General features: G+C 54.9%; 13 protein-coding genes and 2 pseudogenes. 7 read left to right on the top strand and 8 right to left on the bottom strand.

Annotation, left to right across the window (positions count from 1 at the left end; genetic code table 11):
* The first annotated feature begins 91 nt into the window (after window positions 1-91).
* Window positions 92-1,102: an AraC family transcriptional regulator gene (locus AACY09_RS04730; RefSeq protein WP_339487079.1), complete on the top strand. Its 1,011-nt coding sequence runs from the start codon at window positions 92-94 to the stop codon at window positions 1,100-1,102.
* A 49-nt stretch (window positions 1,103-1,151) separates the two neighbouring features.
* On the opposite strand, the gene AACY09_RS04725 is transcribed toward AACY09_RS04730, so the two are convergent.
* Complete coding sequence (locus AACY09_RS04725; RefSeq protein WP_339486349.1) at window positions 1,152-4,745, bottom strand: transporter substrate-binding domain-containing protein; 3,594 nt, start codon at window positions 4,743-4,745, stop codon at window positions 1,152-1,154.
* Between the two features lie 47 nt (window positions 4,746-4,792).
* Complete coding sequence (locus AACY09_RS04720) at window positions 4,793-5,413, bottom strand: response regulator transcription factor (protein WP_339486348.1); 621 nt, start codon at window positions 5,411-5,413, stop codon at window positions 4,793-4,795.
* 633 nt (window positions 5,414-6,046) lie between these two features.
* Here AACY09_RS04720 and AACY09_RS04715 point away from each other — a divergent pair.
* The 3 genes and pseudogenes from AACY09_RS04715 (at window position 6,047) to AACY09_RS04705 (ending at window position 9,807) form a co-directional block, all read left to right on the top strand.
* Window positions 6,047-6,690: pseudogene (locus AACY09_RS04715) on the top strand (MBL fold metallo-hydrolase).
* Window positions 6,691-6,807: 117 nt separating this feature from the next.
* Complete coding sequence (locus tag AACY09_RS04710) at window positions 6,808-7,464, top strand: OmpA family protein (RefSeq protein ID WP_339486347.1); 657 nt, start codon at window positions 6,808-6,810, stop codon at window positions 7,462-7,464.
* A 243-nt stretch (window positions 7,465-7,707) separates the two neighbouring features.
* Window positions 7,708-9,807, top strand: a complete 2,100-nt coding sequence (locus AACY09_RS04705; protein WP_339486345.1) for an EAL domain-containing response regulator — start codon at window positions 7,708-7,710, stop codon at window positions 9,805-9,807.
* A gap of 22 nt (window positions 9,808-9,829) precedes the next feature.
* On the opposite strand, the gene AACY09_RS04700 is transcribed toward AACY09_RS04705, so the two are convergent.
* From AACY09_RS04700 to AACY09_RS04685, 4 genes and pseudogenes are all read right to left on the bottom strand, one after another.
* Window positions 9,830-10,717 carry an acyltransferase gene (locus AACY09_RS04700; protein WP_339487078.1) on the bottom strand — a complete coding sequence of 296 codons (888 nt, stop codon included), beginning with the start codon at window positions 10,715-10,717 and terminating at the stop codon, window positions 9,830-9,832.
* Between the two features lie 241 nt (window positions 10,718-10,958).
* Complete coding sequence (pta, locus tag AACY09_RS04695; RefSeq protein WP_339486343.1) at window positions 10,959-13,052, bottom strand: phosphate acetyltransferase; 2,094 nt, start codon at window positions 13,050-13,052, stop codon at window positions 10,959-10,961.
* Window positions 13,053-13,094: 42 nt separating this feature from the next.
* A complete protein-coding gene (locus AACY09_RS04690) occupies window positions 13,095-14,291 on the bottom strand; it encodes an acetate kinase (RefSeq protein ID WP_339487077.1) in 1,197 nt (398 codons plus the stop codon).
* Window positions 14,292-14,342: 51 nt separating this feature from the next.
* A pseudogene (locus AACY09_RS04685) lies at window positions 14,343-14,648 on the bottom strand (DUF3565 domain-containing protein); the annotation flags it as partial.
* Between AACY09_RS04685 and AACY09_RS04680 the strand changes: the two are divergent.
* The 3 genes from AACY09_RS04680 to AACY09_RS04670 all read left to right on the top strand — a co-directional run bounded on the left by AACY09_RS04680 (window position 14,617) and on the right by AACY09_RS04670 (window position 17,243).
* Window positions 14,617-15,102 (top strand): FKBP-type peptidyl-prolyl cis-trans isomerase, encoded by a 486-nt coding sequence (locus AACY09_RS04680; RefSeq protein ID WP_339486342.1) that lies wholly within the window; start codon window positions 14,617-14,619, stop codon window positions 15,100-15,102. The pseudogene AACY09_RS04685 and the gene AACY09_RS04680 overlap by 32 nt on opposite strands.
* 148 nt (window positions 15,103-15,250) lie before the next feature.
* Entirely contained in the window at window positions 15,251-15,763 is a 513-nt protein-coding gene (locus AACY09_RS04675) for a glutathione peroxidase (RefSeq protein WP_339486341.1), read from the top strand.
* Window positions 15,764-16,139: 376 nt separating this feature from the next.
* Window positions 16,140-17,243, top strand: coding sequence for an NADH:flavin oxidoreductase (locus tag AACY09_RS04670; RefSeq protein WP_339486340.1), 1,104 nt, complete (start codon window positions 16,140-16,142; stop codon window positions 17,241-17,243).
* Between the two features lie 81 nt (window positions 17,244-17,324).
* Here the strand turns inward: AACY09_RS04670 and AACY09_RS04665 are convergent, their stop codons facing one another.
* Window positions 17,325-18,527, bottom strand: coding sequence for a glycosyltransferase family 4 protein (locus AACY09_RS04665; protein ID WP_339486339.1), 1,203 nt, complete (start codon window positions 18,525-18,527; stop codon window positions 17,325-17,327).
* A gap of 29 nt (window positions 18,528-18,556) precedes the next feature.
* Window positions 18,557-19,324, bottom strand: coding sequence for a sulfate transporter CysZ (gene cysZ, locus AACY09_RS04660; protein WP_339486338.1), 768 nt, complete (start codon window positions 19,322-19,324; stop codon window positions 18,557-18,559).
* Window positions 19,325-19,375: the final 51 nt, after the last annotated feature.

Below are 19,375 nucleotides of genomic sequence, written 5' to 3'. Positions count from 1 at the left end.
GATAAATCGGATTCCTCAGCTTGCTAGGCCTCGCTGCTTGCGAGTATGTTTTGGCCTATGGTCATATCAGGCCATGACTAATAAGAGCCCAATGAAGCCGACCTTGAATTTCAACGCAGAACTGGTGCCGGTTGCCTATGCCGAAGCACTGCTCGAATTGTCAGAAGAGTTGGGCGTCAGCCGCTCGCAGGTTTTTGCAGGGGCAAATGTTCGCGCGCAGGTGCTGGATAACCCGCAAGGACGCCTGTCTTTTTTTGATTTCAATTTGCTCGCCCTCAGTGCATTACGCCTGTGCGACGAGCCCGCGCTCGGATTATTGCTGGGCCGGCGGTTGAATGTTTCAACCCATGGCATTTTGGGCTATGCCGTGCTTTCAAGTGCCAACCTTGATAAGGCTATTCAATTCGCGCTGAAGTACTACCGGGTACTGGGCATCAGTTTCGAGCTAGAGCGAGTTGAGCTGGCAGACCGGGTTGAAATGCGTGCCAGAGAAACAATGCCATTGGGCGGCCTTAGTCGCTTTGCTGCAGAAGGATTGCTCGTCAGCTTGTTCACCATTGCCGGTTTTTTGGTAGGTGAACGGCTTCGGGATATTGAGGTGGGGTTTACCTATGCTGCACCCGACTATGCCGATCGATACACCCAGGCGTTCGGTGTGGCTGCAAAATTTGAGCAGCCTTACCTTTTTCTGAGTATTCCCAAGTTTTATCTGGAAAAGCCGATGGCCTTGGCTAATCCCGCTACGGTGCAGATGTGCGAGCAGCAATGTGAAGCCTTGCTTTCAACGCTGGAGACCCAAGATGGACTGCTAACCCGTGTCCGGCGTTTATTATTGGCGCGCCCTGGCGATTTTCCGGATCTGGCAAGTGCAGCCAATGCCTTGCATACCAGTGGCCGCACTTTGCGCCGACATCTGTCCAGTATGGGCACCAGCTACCAGGAAGTGCTTGATGATGTTCGGCGTAGCCTTGCATTGCAGTACCTGACCACCACGCATTTGCCTTTATATGAGATCGCTTATCTGCTGGGCTTTAACGACCCCTCCAACTTCCGCCGCGCGTTTAAAAAGTGGACGGGCAAGCTGCCAAGCGCCTACCGTTAATATTATGTTGCGCATCCTGCGATTTCACTGCATCCGAGGCGCGGGCCGCTTAGGCATCGTTGTTCAGTTCCATCACCTGTTCAATTTCGCGAGCAAGGATTTGTAATTCACGTTTTACCCTTTGCCCTTCGGCTATAGCCCGTTGCGAGTCCTGGCTCGCGCATGCTTGCTCCAAGACCTCACAAGAATCGACCAAGGGTGTGGCCCTGATGATTTTCGCCGCGCCCTTGATGCGATGCGCGAGATCAGCAAGTGCAGTCAGATCTCCAGTAATGAGTAACGGCTCAAGCGTGGCAAGGTCGTCTGCTGCGCTTTCAAGAATCTGATCCAGCAAGCGTATGCCGATGGCCTTGTTGCCCCCGGTAATCTGCTCCAGTACCGCCTGATCAAATACCGAAGCGTGAGCGCTGGGCTCTTCAGGAACCAGGGGTTTGAGTGCATTGAGGGCACGGCTTAAGTCTGCCAACTCTACGGGTTTGAACAAGCAGCCATTCATGCCCGCGTCCATGCAATGCCTAAGCATTTCAGGTTGCGCATTGGCGGTGAACCCCAGAATTGTGCAGGCGCTTGCACCGCGCTCTTGCTCCCAGGTTCGTATGGTCCGGCTAAGGGTGTAGCCGTCCATAACTGGCATATTGCAATCGGTGATCACGAGGTCGAAGTGTTGAGATTGCCAAAGGCTAAATGCACTTTCACCGTCCACCGCACATTCAACCTGTTGACCCAGAAAAGCCATTTGTTGGGCCAGCAGCATACGGTTGGCTGGGTGGTCGTCTACCACCAATATTTTCAACTGAGCGAGCGCCTGGGCTTGCTCAAGCTCAACTTTCGCAGTTGCTGTGTCAGGGCCTTTTTCTAAAGGCTCTAGGCACAGCAGTTTGAGTTCGGCAGTGACACAAGTCCCCACGCCCTCTTGACTGTCGAGGTGAAGCGTGCCGCCCATCATCTCGACCAAGTTGCGGCAGATCATCAACCCCAGGCCGCTTCCACCGGAGGTCTCAGTCACTTGAACAAATGGTTGGAACAAGCTGTGCTGAGCGCTCGCGGGGATACCAATACCTGTATCTGATACCTTGACCTGCAGTTGCAGGTAGTCATCACTTAGCGGGTGGCTGGAAAGTTTAAGTAAGACATGGCCGTGGGCAGTGAACTTGATTGCGTTGCTGACCAGGTTTGACAGCACCTGCCTGAAGCGCAGCGGGTCGAGCAATACTTGCCCATCGAATGACCCTTCAAACTCGAATCGCAACTCCAGCGCTTTCTGTTTCGCCAAGCCATCGAAGACCCTTACCACGCCTTCAGCGATTTGCCTGATATCGGCGCGTTCGGGATGAATATTCAGGTGCCCGGACTCGATCTGCGCGACGTCGAGAATATCGCCTATCAGTTCCAACAGACCCCGGGCAGAGTTATAGGCGACCTCCAGTGAGGCGTGATCCGGCGGGGCGTTAGAGTTACGTTTCAGGGCAAGCTCAAGCATGCCAATCACCGCATTGAGTGGCGTGCGGATTTCATGGCTCATGGTGGCGAGGAAGGTGGTTTTGGTGCGGTTCGCCGCGTCCGCCTGATCCTTGGCTGCGCGGAGTTGTTCGTTCAGCGCGCGGCGGTCACTGATATCAACCCAGCCGCCAATAATGCCTCGCACCACGCCATTGCGGTCGACATAAGGCAGTTTCCAGTGATAGATAACCCGGGACTCGCCATTGAGTGTGACCATACGGTCCATGATGACGGGCTTGCGCTCTACAATTACCCGGTGGTGGTCCCGGGTAATGTCTTGCGCGTCTTCGGCTGAAAAGTGCCGCAGGTCAGAGTGGCCAATGACGTCATCCCTTGATGCACCTAAGGCTTCCAGGTAACTGTCATTGCAGATACGAACACTCATGTCGATATCCCGAACGTAGATCGGGTGCGGCGTGCCGTTAATGAGCAGTTCCATGAACTGTATCTGCTCGCTTAGCGCACGCTCCGCCACACGGCGTTTGCGAATCTGGTTGCGAAGATAGAAGTTCCAACCGAGAAATATCAGCAATACGATGACCGCAACGGTTATCGCTTGATAAATTAACGGTCTATAACTGCGCCAAGAGGGCGGGGATAGCACCACACGGCTGCGCCAGCGATTGAACAGAGCGCTGTACTCATCGGGGGATATGTCGATTAGCACGCTGTTGATAATTGATTGGAGCTCGCGGTCTTCGCGGCGCATTGCAAATGACGAGGCGGCCAAGGGTTTGTTCAGCGTCATGCTGACGCGCAACTTCTTCTTATAGAGGCGCGAGATGTAGTAGCGCGCCACAAGCAGCGGCTGCAAAGTGGCGTCGGCTTTACCCTCGGCGACCAACTCAAACGCATCCGGTATGTCGAGGGCATTAACCAACTTAATGCCCGGATAATTTTCCGTTAAGTAGTGCCTCAATGCATGCCCCTTTGGAATGGCAACACGCATGTCGGGCATTTGCCCAAGGGAGGCAATGCTTTTGTGGTTAGCCGGGATAACCAAAGCATAGGGCGCCGAAAAATAAGTTCGGCTAAAAGCCATGTGCTCACGTCGCAATTCGGTGGGCGAAATATCGGCAACCATGTCGATATCGCCATCCGCTAGCGCATCGAACATGCTGTCAATTTTGGCGTACCGGTCGACCACGACCTCAAGATTGGTTTGGGTCTGGATCATGGCGAGCAGGTCCCCTGTGATTCCGTAATAGCGGCCATCATTGCCGAAATACGAATAAGGCGGATAACTTTCGTACACCCCGACATGTACGACTGGGTGTGCCTGAATCCATCGTTGCTGTGCCCCGCTTAACTCTGGAATATCGAGACTGGAGATGCCGCCTCCGCTCCAGCGTTTCAAGATGTCTTTACGCTGTTGAACTGAGATGCTGTTATGGATTACATGATTGAGAATGTTTAATAAGCGCCCGCTGCCTTTGGCTAGAACAAAACGGGATCCCTGCGGTTCAGCGTCCTTGAAGGCGTTAGTCACCCTTAGTTCGTTGGCGTAGAAAGTGTTGACCAGAAACGTGCCGGACACAGCATCACTCAGCACCGCGTCTTGTAAACCGAATGCAACGGCTGAAAACGAATCCAGGTCACTGGAGTAAGGCGTAAGCTGTGCCCCGGGGGCCAGTTTTTCAGCTTGTGAGCGACTCATGTCCAAGCGGTTGTAAGCTACTTTACTTCCGGATAGCCCCTGATCAAGCGAGCCCCAGCCATCACCATTGGCCAGCACCAGAACAGGTGCCGAGTGGAGGTAGGGGGCGCTTTTTAGTAGCTCAGGCGCTTCTTCGATAGGGCCTAGCGAAGAGAGCATGTCCACGTCGCCGCGGGTTAGGGCTTTGACTGCTGCTGCGCGGTCTTTATACAGCTTGGCCTCAAACTTAACCCCGAGTTCGCGACTGATGATCGCAATGATATCGGCGGTCACTCCAGCAAATTCGTTGCTGTCAGCCCCTAGCCGGTAGGGCGGGTAGTCTGTGCCGTAGGTCGCCAGAATCAAGGTTTCCTTTTTGCGTAACCACGCCCAGTCGTCGTCGCTTAACTGAGTACGATGCAGTACTGAGGGCGACTGCCCTAATAACTCCAAGCGCGTGGAAGGCTCAGTGGTATTGAGTGCATATGCCCCGGCAGCGGTGCTCAAACACACAAGAGCGAGGCAACATCGACGCAGGAAATTTAATATCATGCCTACGCAGCATTGTTACGTTTGGCGAACTCAAGTAGCTCGACTAAAGATGTCGCTCCGAGTTTTTGCAGCAAACGTGTCTTGTAGGTGCTCACCGTTTTGTTGCTCAGCAGCATGACGTCAGCAATCTGTTTGTTGGTCATGCCCTTGGCCAAGTGCTGCAGCACCATCAGTTCTCGATCGGAAAGACTTTCAAGTAACTGGCTCTCGGGCTGCTCACTGTCATTAACGGTTCCGATCACCCCATAGGGGAAGTACGTGTAGCCCGACAGTATTGCGTTGACAGCGCCGCATAGGCCGGCCAAGTCTTGGTCTTTACTAACGAAGCCAGCTGCACCAGCTTGCATGCAACGGTTTGCAATAGTGCTTGCCGGCTGCGAGGTGAGCACCAGCACGCGCGTTGCACCGCCAGTTGCTTTTAAACGGGAAATTACCTGTAGTCCATCCAGGCGGGGAATGCCGATGTCGAGAATCACCACGTCGGGCTTTTTGTCCTTGGCTATTTGCAATGCATCGACGCCATTGTCGGCCTCGCCCGTGATTTCGTAACCTTCCTGCTCGAGCAATACGCGAACGGCTAAACGGATCACTGGGTGATCATCAACAATCATGATTTTGCGCATACTGCACCTAAATACTTTAATAATTTATTAAAACTGCATGTTCAGGATGTACCCTGCGACAGCATGATGTGGCGATGAAAGGATCCCGTGAAGGGAGATAAACACGCGTCTTGTGGACCTGCCATAACTACTGATTTCAAGCCAATGCTGAAGTTTCTTTGAGGCACTGCCCCTGTCATCACGATCGGGGTTATCTCAGGATTGCCATACTTAAGTTTAGTCATTGCAGCGAATGTCGGCCGGTTGCAATGTGCGATCTAACCTTTACATCTATCGAGCTTTCCCCATGCCCTGTTTGCACAGGCTAAGCATGAGCTTAGCTGATTGAGCTGTGTGGGTAGGTCACGAGGATTCTCACTCGGCCTGCGCCGCAATCTGGGCACCGATCGTGCTCTGATCACATAAAGCGCCGCTATGGTGACGAAAACCCTGTAGGTTTTATGTAGGAGAACTCCTACGGCGGGGCGGGTTGATTCCTAAATGCCACCAACTTTTCGATAGTTATTGGCGATAAGTAGGTGGCTGTTATTGACAGATAGGTAACGGTGATAAAAGCCCCTGCAGTCATCGCCTCCGCTTTCTGCGCCACCCGCGCTGTGCCAGAATTGCCCGGTCAACTCAGCAGGTGCCATCATGAACGCTGCAAATCCCGCGCTAATCCGCGAAACCTTCCCCGTCGGGCCTTTGCAGTGCAACTGCACGATTATTGGTGACCCCGTCAGCAAAAAGGCGATGGTGGTGGATCCAGGTGGCAATCCCGACGAAATCATGGCTCGCCTTGAAGCCCATGGTTTGAAAGTCGTCAGCATTATTCACACTCATGCGCACCTGGACCATTTTCTGGCCTCGGGTCAGATGAAAGAGAGAACCGGCGCCACGCTGCACTTGCATAAGGAAGACCAATTCCTCTGGGACAACCTTGAGATGCAGTGCAAGATGTTTGGCGTGCCCTACACGCCAGTTCCCGCACCGGATCAGTGGCTGACAGATGATCAAGCGCTGGATTGCGGTTGTGGTGTGGCATTGCATACCCCAGGCCATACGCCGGGTTCCATGAGTTTCTGGTTTCCCGAGGCGAAACTGCTGATTGCCGGTGATACCTTGTTTCGCCGTGGAATCGGGCGCACTGATTTGTGGGGGGCGATTACCCAACGATCGAGCGTTCGATCAAGCAACGTTTATATCGCCTCGATGAAGACGCCACGGTAGTAACAGGACACGGCCCCGATACTCTGTTAGGTGACGAAATGCGCGAGAATCCATTTATCAAAGCCTGATCATCGAATCGCTGGCGGTATAGGCGTTAGAGTTGGTAGGCTTGAACTTAAAGGCCATCTTCAAGCTCGAAGGCGCAGGTACAGGCCTGTTTAACTGTGAGAATCAAGGGAAAATTTATGAGCAATGTGCGCAATTTTGCACTGGTAATTGCAGCGTCAACCTTTTTAGCCGCATGCACCAATAACCCCTATACCGGCGAAAGTGAAGCCGGCAAGTCAGGTATTTATGGCGGTATTGGCGCGGTAACCGGAGCCGTTATTGGGGCTGCTACCTCAAGCAAGAAGGACCGCGGCAAAGGCGCATTGATCGGTGCTGCTGTAGGTGGCGCCGCAGGTGGTGGCTATGGCTACTACGTTGATAAGCAAGAAGCTCAACTGCGTCAGAAACTAGTCGGAACCGGTGTTCAAGTTCAGCGTAACGGCGATCAATTGACCCTGATCATGCCGGGCAATATCACCTTTGCCAGCAACTCGTCGGACATTTCCAGCAGCTTCTATCCAACCTTGAATTCGCTGGTGACCGTGTTTAAAGAGTTCGACAAAAACGGTATCGATATCACCGGTCACACAGACAGCACCGGCTCGCTGGCACTGAACCAGAACCTGTCGAATGCGCGTGCGCAAAGTGTGGCGTCGTACCTCGCCTCAAACGGCGTAGCGGGCAATCGCATTTCAGCCTTTGGCGCAGGCCCTAATCAGCCTATCGCCAGTAACGCTACTGAACAAGGTCGTGCCCAGAATCGTCGCGTAGAAATAACCCTTCGCCAGCTGTAATTCTGGCGAGGTTTAAAGCCTCCAGCTTGAACTGAGTCCGTTGGATTGGGCCGGTAAAGCTGGGGGCTTTTTTTGTGCGTGGGATATTTTGCGTACTGGCAGAATGCTATTTTAAATCGCTCGGCTAAACTTAACTGGGACTGTCGTTCAATTATGCCCCACCGTGGTCGATACCCTAGGTGTAAGGCATCATGAGTGGCTGTGTTTTGGCGTGGGGGATTTATGGTGAAGCCGAAGTCGGTTATGCAGGTTATTTTAGTGGTTGATGACCTGCAGGATAACCTGGATGCCATGCAGGAGTTGCTTGAGGAGCCAGCCAGGAAACTGCACTGCGTCAATAACGGTGTGGCCGCGCTTGAATTTCTTGACGCCCAGGATGTTGATCTGATCTTGCTTGATGTACAGATGCCTGGCATTGACGGCTTTGAAGTTGCTCGACGCTTGCGTGAGAACCCCAGAACCCTGCTGACGCCGATTATCTTTCTCTCTGGGCTCGATCAAACTGATGCTGTCTTGGCCCAAGGCTATGCGTCGGGCGCGATCGACTTTATAAAAAAACCCTTTGATCCCGCAGTGCTTAGCCACAAGGTCACGGTCTTGCTTGCACTGGAGCACCAGCGCCGCGAGTTACGTGCTTTGACTGAGCAACTCGACGGTGCGCGTGCCTTCAACGCCTCAATACTTGAGAACGCTGCCGAGGGCATCATGGTGGTGTCTGACCAAGGACAAATACAGTTTGCTAACCCGGCTATTGCCGGCATGTTGCGTTGCACGACTGAGCAACTGCTCGGCAGCCAAGTGCAAGGCTTTATGCAAATGCCGCCCGTGACAGAGGCGTGGCAAAACTGTGATTACTATCAGCGCTGGCTGCAGGGTGAGACGTATTGCGTGCATGATGCGTCGCTATTTACCTGCGAGGCGCAAACCTTGCCAGTCGCACTTTCATGTTCACCACTGCCGGGGCAACAAGCCATGGTGTTCATGGCGCTGGACATGTCAGTCACACGCAGCCTGCACGAACAGCTTGAGTCATTAGCCCTGTGTGATGCACTTACCGGGCTGCTCAATCGCCGCGGGTTTCGTCAGGCGATGGCGAATGCTTTGTCGCGTCATGGGCGCAGCGGGCAGGGCTTGGCCGTGCTTTATCTGGACCTGGACGGCTTCAAGCGAATCAATGACTTGCTTGGCCACGATGCAGGTGATGAGCTTTTGTGTCAGGTCGCTCAGCAATTAAGAGGCTGTATTCGGTCCTATGACATGCTTGGGCGAATGGGGGGTGACGAATTCACTTTACTGCTCGACAGCCTCGCTAAACCCGAGGATGCGGAGCGGGTAGCCAGTAAGTTGATTGAAGTCATTTCCGGGCGGCGTAACCTCAATGGCTTTGACTTCAATCTGGGGGTGAGCATTGGCATTGCCCATCTGCCCGATGGCGGTGTAGACATTGATGAGCTGCTTGGCGCAGCGGATATGGCGATGTACGAAGCCAAGCGCGGCGGGCGTCGGCAGTACCGGATTTACTCTGAAGAAATGAAAGGCAGGGCGAACTCCAAGCGCATGCTCGAAGAGCAACTGCGCAAGGCAATTAACGAGCAGCAATTTGTCTTGCTCTATCAGCCCCAGATCAATCTTAACAGCGGCGCTCTGCGAGGATTTGAGGCCTTGCTGCGCTGGCGTCAGACGGATAACAGCCTAGTGCCGGCCGCAGACTTTATTCAGGTGCTGGACGACACCCGGTTAATAAATGACTTGAGCATTTGGACCTTTCGCCAAGCGGTTGCACTGCGCCAGTCTTTGATCGGCAAGGTTGCGGACGAGGTGTGTGTGACACTCAACATCGGAGCCCTACAGTTCAGTCTGACCGGCCTGACCGATGACCTGAGTCAGGTGTTGCGTGAGTTCGAGGTCAAGCCTGCACAGATTGAGCTGGAAATTTCCGACGCTGCACTGATGCAAAACATGACGCACAGTCGTGAACAGTTGAAGCGTTTGCGCAGCCTCGGGGTTAAAACCTGCTTTGATGGGTTCGGCCGTGGGCCATTCTCTTTGGCGGACTTGCGCAACCTAGAATTGGATAGCCTGAAAATCGATCGCCAGTTTATTAAGTCAATGCTCGAATCGCCAGTCGATGCGGCCATTGTTAAGTCGATTGTTCAGCTCGCACACAACCTCGGGCTTGAGGTAATTGCCACAGGCGTTGAAACTAAAGCGCAGCGCGATTGGCTGGTGCTGCACGACTGTCATACCCTCCAAGGGTATCTGATTGCTGCGGAGCTGAAATCTGAAGAGCTCAGGTTAAGTTGGACAAATCGGCTGATTGAAGCGTTGCAGCCGGTCGATTAACCGGCTGCATAACGGCGGGCGGCTATTGGTTTAGTTCGGCGAGCTCGGCGTCTTTTTCCTGCCACAACACATTGATCCACTGCTGGAATACCTGCCGGTACTGCGCATCTTGGTCGTAGTTTTTACCGATAAATTCAGCCGGAATATTAATTTCTTTGATGGTCACGACCACCTCGTGAACCTCTCCGCTCAACAACGCCCAGAAGCCGGGGCTGCCTTGTGGGTAGAAGATGGTCACATTGAGGATGCTGTGCAGTTGGTCACCCATTGCGTCGAGCACAAAAGCAATGCCGCCCGCCTTGGGTTTGAGCAAATGTTTATAGGGTGACTGTTGCGCAGCATGCTTGCTTGAGTTGTAGCGAGTGCCTTCGAGGAAGTTGAAGATACCGACCGGGTTGGCGCGGAATTTGTCGCAAGTGCGCCGTGTTGTTTCGAGGTCTTTGCCTTTCTTTTCGGGGTGCTTTTCCAGATAGGCTTTGGAGTATCGCTTCATAAACGGGAAGCCTAGTGCCCACCAGCACAACCCGATCACCGGCACCCAGATCAGCTCTTGTTTAAGGAAGAACTTGAGTGGGCGAATGCGTCGGTTCAGCAAGTATTGCAGCACTAAGATATCGACCCAGCTCTGATGGTTACTGGTCACCAGATAAGAGTGCTGGTAATCCAGCCCCTCAAGCCCATCCACCTTCCAGCGGGTGCTGCAGACCAGATCCATCCAGACCTTGTTGCAGCTCACCCAAAACTCATGGATGTGGTTCATGATCCAGTTGCAGGCGCGCTGCGCTGGAGCAAAGGGTAGGCAAATTTTAAGCAGGGTGACGGTGAACAAAGGGACACAGCAGAACAGCGTGTTCAGGATCAAGCAGCACAGGCCAATAATGCCGCGTAAAAACGCAGGAAGAACATTCAGCATGGGGGCAAATGCCTCCAACAGTAGGGCGCGTGCGCCGTTTCAATCAAAGCCTGCAGTTTTTTACCGCAGATCGGTGTGGCGCACAGGTTAACCCGAACTGCATTAACTGCAACTGCTGAGGGGCTAAATTTGCGCGAAATTCCGGAGAAAATCTGACAAATACCGCGCTGTTGTCGTCAAAGTCAGGGCGTATCGACTGGATGGCGCTACGCACCGATTACCTGCGTTGATCAGTTCCTCACTTCGGTAGATTTGCCGCCTGAATGGCAGTAAGGGCAATGGTGTAGACAATGTCATCGACCAGTGCGCCACGGGACAGGTCATTTACCGGTTTGCGCAGTCCCTGCAACATGGGGCCAACGCTGATGCAGTCGGCGCTACGCTGTACCGCTTTGTAGGTCGTGTTGCCAGTGTTCAGATCGGGGAACACGAACACGGTTGCGCGTCCGGCTACCGGGCTATTGGGCGCTTTCTGACGGCCCACGGATTCGATTGCTGCAGCGTCATATTGCAAGGGGCCATCGAGCAATAAATCGGGCGCGCTCAACTTGGCCAAACGGGTGGCTTCGCGAACTTTCTCGACTTCTTCGCCGGTGCCGGAGTCGCCCGTTGAGTAGCTGAGCATGGCCACGCGTGGGGGGATGCCAAAAGCGCTGGCGGATGCGGCGCTCTGCAGGGCAATTTCAGCCAGTTCCGGGGCGCTTGGATCAGGGTTTACTGCGCAGTCGCCATAGACCACGACTTGATCCGGCAGCAGCATGAAAAACACTGACGACACCAGCTTGTAGCCGGGTGCGGTTTTAATCAGTTGCAGCGCCGGGCGGATAGTGTTGGCCGTGGTATGTACGGCGCCAGATACCAGACCGTCAACCTCATCGAGTGCGAGCATCATGGTGCCGAGCACCACGCTGTCTTCCAGTTGGGCGCTGGCCATGGGCGCATTCAGACCTTTGCCTTTGCGCAACTCGACCATGGGCTCAACGTAGCGCTCACGAATCAAGTCCGGGTCAAGGATCTCCAGGCCTTCTGGCAGATTGATACCTTGAGCCTTGGCCACGCTTAGCACTTCGTCAGGCTTGGCCAGCAGCACGCAGCGAGCAATGCCACGTTCCTGGCAAATAGCCGCAGCTTGAATGGTTCTGGGTTCATTGCCTTCGGGGAGCACAATCCGCTTGTTTGCCGCCTTTGCACGTTGTACCAGTTGATAGCGAAAGGCTGGAGGGGACATGCGCAACTCGCGCACAGTGCCGCAGCGTTCGCGTAACCAGTCATGGTTGATGTGGTTGGCGACAAAGTCTGCAACTTTCTCCGCGCGCTCTTTATCGTCGACGGGGATCTCACGGTTGAGCCTATTGAGGTTGGTCGCCGTGTCGTAGGAACCGGTGCTCACCGCCATGACCGGTAAACCACTTTGCAGCGCGCCACGGCAGAGTTCGACTATGCGCGGGTCCGGGGCAAAGTCGCTGCACAGCAACAGGCCAGCTAACGGCATGCCATTCATGGCAGCGAGGCTGGCGGCGAGAATAATATCGTCGCGGTCACCCGGTGTGACGACCAAGGTGCCCGGCTTGAGCAACTGCACGGTGTTGGCAACCGCACGGGCGCAGAGCACGATTTGCAACATGCGCCGTTGTTCGTAATCACCGGCGTTGAGTACCCGGGCGCCGAGCAGGTCAGCGATGTCGCGCGTGCGCGGGGCGTTGAGTTCTTCTTGCCAGGGGATGCAGCCAAGCAGCAGGAAATCATCACGACGAAACAGCGGTGACTGCTCTTTCAAGCGAGCGGCAAACGCCGCAATACCGTCGTCGCTGCGTACTTTGTTGAGGATTGCTCCCAGCACTTTCGGGTCTTTCGGGCCGCCAAACATCTGCGCCTGAATCTCAACCCGGTCACATAACTCGCTGAGGCTTTCCTGCTCCGGGGCAGAGACCAAAATCACGTCGGCGTCGAGACTTTTTGCCAGGTGCAAGTTGACCCGTGCGGCGTAACTGGCTTGGCGGGTTGGTACCATCCCTTCAACGATGACCACGTCTTTGTCAGTGGCCGCGACTTGGTAGAGGCTGATGATTTCTTCGAGCAATTCATCAAGCTGGCCGTCACCTAACCGACGTTCAACATGCGCAAGGTCCAGGGGTTTAGGCGAGTGCAGGCCGTGGGTGCGGGCAATTAGCTCGCTGGAGCGCTCTGGCCCCAAGTCGCCTTGATGCGGCTGGGCGATGGGTTTGAAGAAGCCCACTTTGAGCCCGGCGCGCTCCAGCGCGCCAACCAGACCAAGGCTTATCGAAGTCAGGCCAACACCAAAACCGGTGGGTGAGATGAAGAAGGTATGCATGCTAGGTCCTGTCATTAAACGCAAGAGTCGGGCGCAGGGTAATCAGGCGCTGTGCTGTTTCAGTAGCGCGAGCGTATCAAGGGCGATTTGCCGCTCTTCGTTGGTGGGTATGACCAATACGCGTGGATGGCCCGGGGTATGGATAGGGCCGGCCACTCCACGGATGCACAGCGCGTTGGCTTCGCGATCGAGTTGCAGATTGAGTAATCGCAAATGCTCAACAGTTTTGGTGCGAACAAGGGGCGAGTTCTCGCCAATGCCACCGGTAAAAACCAGTCCATCCAGCCGGGTGAGGGCGCAGCTCATTGCGGCCAAGGACTTGGCCAGGCGATAACAGAATACTTCGATGGCCAGCGTCGCGCCTACATGGCCTTGCTCCCGTGCTTGTTCGAGGCTGCGCATGTCATTTGACAGCCCGGATAAGCCGAGCAGACCGCTTTCCTGATTGAGTACGCGATCGATTTCATCAAGGCTCCAGCCCAAAATTCTGGCGAGGTGGCCATGCAGGTTTGGATCAACGTCACCGCTGCGGGTGCCCATGACTAAACCTTCCAGCGGGGTCAGGCCCATGCTGGTGTCGCGGCTTTTACCATTGACTACCGCACAGGTTGAGCAACCGTTGCCAAGGTGAGCGACGAGCCAACTGCTGTCGCCGTAAGCAAGGCCGGTGACGGAGGCAGCTTGAGCACTTACATAGTGGTGACTGGTGCCATGAAAGCCGTAGCGGCGTACCCCATGTTGACTGTAAAGGGCTTCGGGCAGGGCGTAGCGAAATGCATGTTCTGGCAGGCTTTGGTGAAAGGCCGTATCGAAAACCGCCACCTGAGGCTGCTCTGGAAACAGCTTGATTGCCGCCTCAATACCTTGGGTATTGACCGGGATGTGCAAGGGGGCCAAGGGTTCGAGGGATTTGATTTGTTGCAGTGCTTTGCTGTCGATGCGAGTGGCTGCGGTGAAGTATTCCCCGCCATGTACAACGCGATGGCCAATGCCCAGCAGCTTACCCTGAGAGGCATGCTCTACCAGCGGCAGTAGTTCGCCAAGGGCCAAACGGTGATCCGCATGGGCGATAGTTTTCGAGTCTTTGCTACCGCGATATTGCCAGTGTAAGGCAGCATCAGCGCTACCAAGCCTTTCAGCCAGGCCACTCAGGGCAAAATCGGGCTCTGCCGGGTTGACCAAGGCAAACTTGATCGACGAGCTTCCGCAATTAATCACCAAAATATTTGATGCGTGCATAGAGCGTTCCTTAGCATTGTTTGTCGCCAGCCCTAGTTGCGTGTCACCCGCTGCGCACCAACCGCAGGCAAAGGGTTGACCCAGCTGCGCACGCCGCAGTTCCGGGTCTTCAACCCATGCGCGGTTTTGCCACGGGGGCTGATGTCGCAGGTGCTGAGTATGGCCGCAAGACAATACTGCCACCCAATGGCCTTCCTCGTCCTGACGGAAGTCAAGCAAGCGCGCTGGCATGTTGCCAGTCCGTCCGTCCGAGCTGGGTTCGCTTTCGGGCGGAGCCTTGGTTAAACTTGTTCGTTCTTTATTCATAAGCAAAAGGTTCCGCCCCATGCTGATCGCTGCCAATAAGGCTGTATCCATCGACTATACCCTGACCAACGATGCTGGTGAGGTGATAGACAGTTCCGCTGGCGGCGCGCCGCTGGTTTACCTGCACGGCGCTGGCAACATCATTGCCGGCCTTGAAAAGGCCCTGCTGGACAAGAAAGTAGGCGACGAGCTGGAAGTCTCCGTTGAGCCAGAAGACGCGTACGGCGAATACAGTGCCGAGTTGCTGGCTACCCTGAATCGCTCGATGTTTGAAGGTGTTGATGAACTGGAAGTGGGCATGCAGTTCCACGCTTCAGGTCCAGACGGCAGCATGCAAATCGTGACCATTCGTGAGTTGGAAGGCGATGACGTAATTGTCGACGGCAACCACCCACTGGCAGGTCAGCGTCTGAACTTCAAAGTCAAGATCGTTGATATTCGCGACGCCAGCGAAGAAGAAGTTGCTCACGGTCACGTGCACGGCGAAGGCGGTCACCAGCATTAATTGCTGCCACCGTTTAGTCACACAAAACGACTTATGGTCCTGTTATAAGTGTGACTGACTGCTAAGCTACAAGTGAGTAAGAAAGGGGCGCCTCAAGGGCGCCTTTTTTGTCCCATGTGGAATTTGCTGTGAGCTCAAGGAGCAAGCCATGAGTGCCTTTCACGATTTAACTTTACGGGCTCTGGATGGCCAAGAGTTGCCGTTAGCACCACTTAAGGGCAAGGTCGTTCTGGTGGTGAATGTGGCTTCCAAATGCGGTTTGACCCCGCAATATGCTGGCCTTGAAAAGCTCTATCAAGCCTATCGTGATCAGGGTTTTAGCGTACTTGGATTGCCCTGTAACCAGTTCGCAGGGCAAGAGCCGGACAGTGAAGACGCCATCAAGGCGTTTTGTTCCGTCAATTATGGGGTGACCTTTCCGCTCGCCAGCAAGATCGAGGTCAATGGTGCTGATCGCCATCCTTTGTACCGCTTACTGGCGGGAGAGGGGGCCGAGTTCCCCGGCGATATCACCTGGAACTTTGAGAAGTTTCTGGTCGGCCCCGATGGTCGTGTGCTGGCGCGCTTTTCGCCACGTATGACACCTGAAGACCCGGCGTTGATTCAGGCGATTGAAAATGGCTTGGGCATTACCGCTGAGCAGGCCATGACCGCCAAGTAAATTTCAGCTTTGTCGCTTTAGTGGCATCTCGGCTCAATCGGCTTGCCTAGTCGATTAAGCCGCGCTCAACCGCCTTCCATCGACTCCCAACCCGCGCCCAGGTCTGTTGCCGAGTTGCAGGTGACCGGGTTGTGAGTCTGAATTACGGTTCAGACAAGTTTTTGACTTAATCACTGATATCAATAGTGCTGGGCTTAGCGCTTGCGCCGCTCTATTGTCAGCCCCAATTAGATGCCCTGTCCTTTTGTTTGGCTCAAACGTCAAACGAGCGATGCCTATCCCATCGCCGGCCCTGCATTGATTACTCATTAATACTGTTTGGCTGCGCCCAGATCGCTCTGAAGAGTCCGATCAAGGCTAGGCTGCTGGAGACGCTATGACCGCACAAGCCCTGTTCCAACCGTTTAATCTGGGTAGTCTGACACTGCCGAGCCGGGTAGTGATGGCTCCAATGACCCGCTCGTTCTCACCGGGTGGTGTGCCTAACAGCAAGGTAATTGAGTATTACCGCCGCCGCGCTGCGGCAGGTGTGGGCCTGATCATCACCGAGGGCACCACCGTTGGCCACAAAGCAGCCAATGGTTACCCGAACGTGCCGCGTTTCTATGGTGAAGACGCGCTGGCAGGTTGGCAAAAAGTGGTTGAGGCGGTACATGCCGAAGGCGGCAAGATTGTTCCGCAACTATGGCATGTCGGTAACGTGCGCAAGCTCGGCACTGAACCGGATGCGACCGTTCCGGGCTATGGCCCGAGCGAGAAAGTGAAGAATGGTGAGGTGGTCGTCCACGGCATGAGCCACGACGACATTCGCGACGTTATTGCCGCCTTCGCCCAGGCGGCCGCTGATGCCAAGCGCATCGGCATGGATGGGGTTGAGTTGCATGGCGCCCACGGCTACCTGATTGATCAGTTCTTCTGGGAAGGCAGCAACCAGCGCACCGATGAATACGGCGGCGACCTGGCACAGCGTTCACGCTTTGCGATTGAGTTGATTGAGGCTGTGCGCGCTGCAGTTGGGCCTGACTTCCCAATCATTCTGCGGTTCTCGCAATGGAAGCAACAAGACTACAACGCACGCCTGGTGGAAACCCCTGAAGCACTTGAAGCTTTTCTCAAACCGTTGTCGGAGGCGGGTGTGGACATTTTTCACTGTTCAACACGGCGCTTCTGGGAGCCAGAATTTGCGGGCTCGGAATTGAACCTGGCAGGCTGGACTCGCAAACTGATTGGCAAGCCCACCATCACAGTTGGCAGTGTTGGACTCGATGGCGAGTTCTTGCAGTTTATGGTCAACACCGACAAGGTGGCGCAGCCGGCCAAGCTTGAAGGTTTGCTTGAGCGCTTGAATAATCAGGAGTTCGATCTGGTTGCCGTCGGTCGTGCCCTGCTTGTTGATCCGGACTGGGCGTTGAAAGTCCGCGAAGGTCGCGAGGAACAGATTCTGCCGTTCAGCCGTGATGCGCTGATGAGCTTGGTGTAACGTTTTAAATTTGCTCAGCTACAGACTGGCTGAGCACGTTCCTTAGCCCCGGCACATCGGGGCTTTTTTACGCCTGGTGTTTCAGGGCAGGGTGCGGGCCGCAGGAATATGCTGGACGGGCGCCAGAGCGCGGCGTAAGTGCGCTTCAAAGAGGTCGACGATTGCCGCCCAGCCTTGACGCGCCGCATGCTGCCTCCCATTAAGCCGTACCCTGCGCAGGCTCTCGGGGTCTTCAAGTAACCAGCATGCCGCTTCAATAAAACCCTGTTGATCTTGCGGCATGGCCAAGGCGCCATTGTGCCCATGGCGGATATGTTGGCTGGCAGCTGCTTGATCATAAGCCACTACACCAAGCCCCGACGCCAAGGCCTCAAGCACTACATTGCCGAAGGTTTCGGATAAGCTGGGGAAGACGAACAGGTCGCCCGATGCATAGTGGGCAGCCAGCTGTTCGCCGCGCTGCACACCACAGAATATCGCCTCGGGCAGCTGTGCGTGGAGTTCTGAGCGTTGCGGCCCGTCGCCCACTAGAATCAGTTTCAAGTTGCGCTGAGGATACTGCTGTTGCAGAGCCTTGAAGGTGTCGCACAATAGCAGCAGGTTCTTCTCTGCGGCCAATCGGCCCACATGTATCACCGCTGTATCGGATTCGCCCAGCCCCCATTGTTGACGCAGGGCGTCTGAGCGTTTGGCTGGATTGAATAGTTGACTGTCAACGCCCCGCGATAGCAGTTCTACCCGCTCGAAGTTGCGGCGCTCCAGCTCGATTTTTTGACTGATGCTGGGGGCGAGAGTCATGCGTGAGCTGTTATGAAACCAGCGCAGGTAATTGGTGATCAGGCGCGTCAGTATGGCCGCTCCGTAATGCCCGCTGTATTGCTGGAAGTTGGTGTGAAAGCCGCTCACCACCGGGATGTTCAAGCGCTTGGCGGCGCTCAGTGCCGACCAGCCAAGTGGGCCTTCTGTGGCGATGTACAGCACATCAGGGCGCTGCTTGCGCCAGCGGCTGAAAAGCTTATTCCGGGCTGACTGGCCCCACTGCAGGCCCGCATAACCAGGCAATGGCCAGCCGCGCGTAAGGACCAAATGCTCATCGTTCCTGCGCTCAAGGTCGCTGCTCTGTCGTGGTCGCACCAGTTGCAGGTGATGACCACGCTCACGCAAGCCATTAACCAAGCGCTCAAGGGTGTTGGCCACGCCGTTAATTTCAGGGGTGAAGGTTTCAGTAACCAGTGCGATGTACAAAGAAGATGTGCTCATGACAGCAGTTTCGGCTGCTGCCATGTCGCAAATGTGACGGCTTTATTGCAAATTTATGAAGCCGCCTGGCCGGGTGTTGTGGTCATGCGTGTATCGCCGCGCTCCCGGACCCAAAACAGCGTGGCGCCCGCTACGGCGGCAGGCATCATCACCAGATTAACCCCCGGTATTAGCAGGGCCAGGTAGGTGATGCCGCCAAACCCAAGGGACTGCCAACGCTTTTCACGCAGCCAGGCGAGCATGTCTTGCCAGCTCATTTTGTTGTTGTCCGCCGGGTAGTCGATGTACTGAATCGCCATCATCCAGACCCCAAACAACAGCCAAAGCGGTGCGGCAACCAAGTTGACCACCGGAATGAACGACAGGATAAACAAGCCAATGGCCCGGGGCAAAAAGTAGCCCAGTTTGCGCATTTCACGGCTTAAGGTTCGTGGCACCATTGCGATCAACTCGCCCCAACTGAAAGGGGGGAAGTTGTCCTCACCGCGAACAACCACTTCAACTTTCTCTGCAAGAAAACCATTGAACGGCGCCGCAACAATATTGGCGAGCATGGTGAAGGTGAAGAAGATCATCAGTAACACCAGAGCCACAAATAATGGCCAGATGATGTACTCCAGAAAGCTTAGCCAGTTGGGCAGATTAGGCATAAAAGTGTCGACCCAGCTACTGAATTGCTGAGTGGCAAAACCAACGAGCGCGCTAAACAACACTAAATTGATGGCAATAGGTAAGAGCACAAACAGGCGCAAACCAGGGCTGAGCACCAGCTTCAGCCCTTCGCTGAGGTATTGCGGGCCGGACAGTACGGGAGCAGGCATGGAGGTTTCCGTGATTAACAGTTTGTATCGACCTTACCGACTTTAGCGCAT

The organism is Pseudomonas sp. EL_65y_Pfl2_R95 (genome assembly GCF_963971045.1).
GTDB lineage: Bacteria > Pseudomonadota > Gammaproteobacteria > Pseudomonadales > Pseudomonadaceae > Aquipseudomonas.
This window is presented reverse-complemented; position numbering and strand designations above follow the sequence as displayed.

Excerpts from the sequence above, each read along its gene's own strand:
- AACY09_RS04730 (WP_339487079.1), top strand. The coding sequence starts at position 92 with ATGAAGCCGACCTTGAATTTCAACGCAGAACTGGTGCCGGTTGCCTAT.
- AACY09_RS04720 (WP_339486348.1), bottom strand. The coding sequence starts at position 5,413 with ATGCGCAAAATCATGATTGTTGATGATCACCCAGTGATCCGTTTAGCC.
- AACY09_RS04710 (WP_339486347.1), top strand. The coding sequence starts at position 6,808 with ATGAGCAATGTGCGCAATTTTGCACTGGTAATTGCAGCGTCAACCTTT.
- AACY09_RS04705 (WP_339486345.1), top strand. The coding sequence starts at position 7,708 with ATGCAGGTTATTTTAGTGGTTGATGACCTGCAGGATAACCTGGATGCC.
- pta (WP_339486343.1), bottom strand. The coding sequence starts at position 13,052 with ATGCATACCTTCTTCATCTCACCCACCGGTTTTGGTGTTGGCCTGACT.
- AACY09_RS04690 (WP_339487077.1), bottom strand. The coding sequence starts at position 14,291 with ATGCACGCATCAAATATTTTGGTGATTAATTGCGGAAGCTCGTCGATC.
- AACY09_RS04680 (WP_339486342.1), top strand. The coding sequence starts at position 14,617 with ATGCTGATCGCTGCCAATAAGGCTGTATCCATCGACTATACCCTGACC.
- AACY09_RS04675 (WP_339486341.1), top strand. The coding sequence starts at position 15,251 with ATGAGTGCCTTTCACGATTTAACTTTACGGGCTCTGGATGGCCAAGAG.
- AACY09_RS04670 (WP_339486340.1), top strand. The coding sequence starts at position 16,140 with ATGACCGCACAAGCCCTGTTCCAACCGTTTAATCTGGGTAGTCTGACA.
- AACY09_RS04665 (WP_339486339.1), bottom strand. The coding sequence starts at position 18,527 with ATGGCAGCAGCCGAAACTGCTGTCATGAGCACATCTTCTTTGTACATC.
- cysZ (WP_339486338.1), bottom strand. The coding sequence starts at position 19,324 with ATGCCTGCTCCCGTACTGTCCGGCCCGCAATACCTCAGCGAAGGGCTG.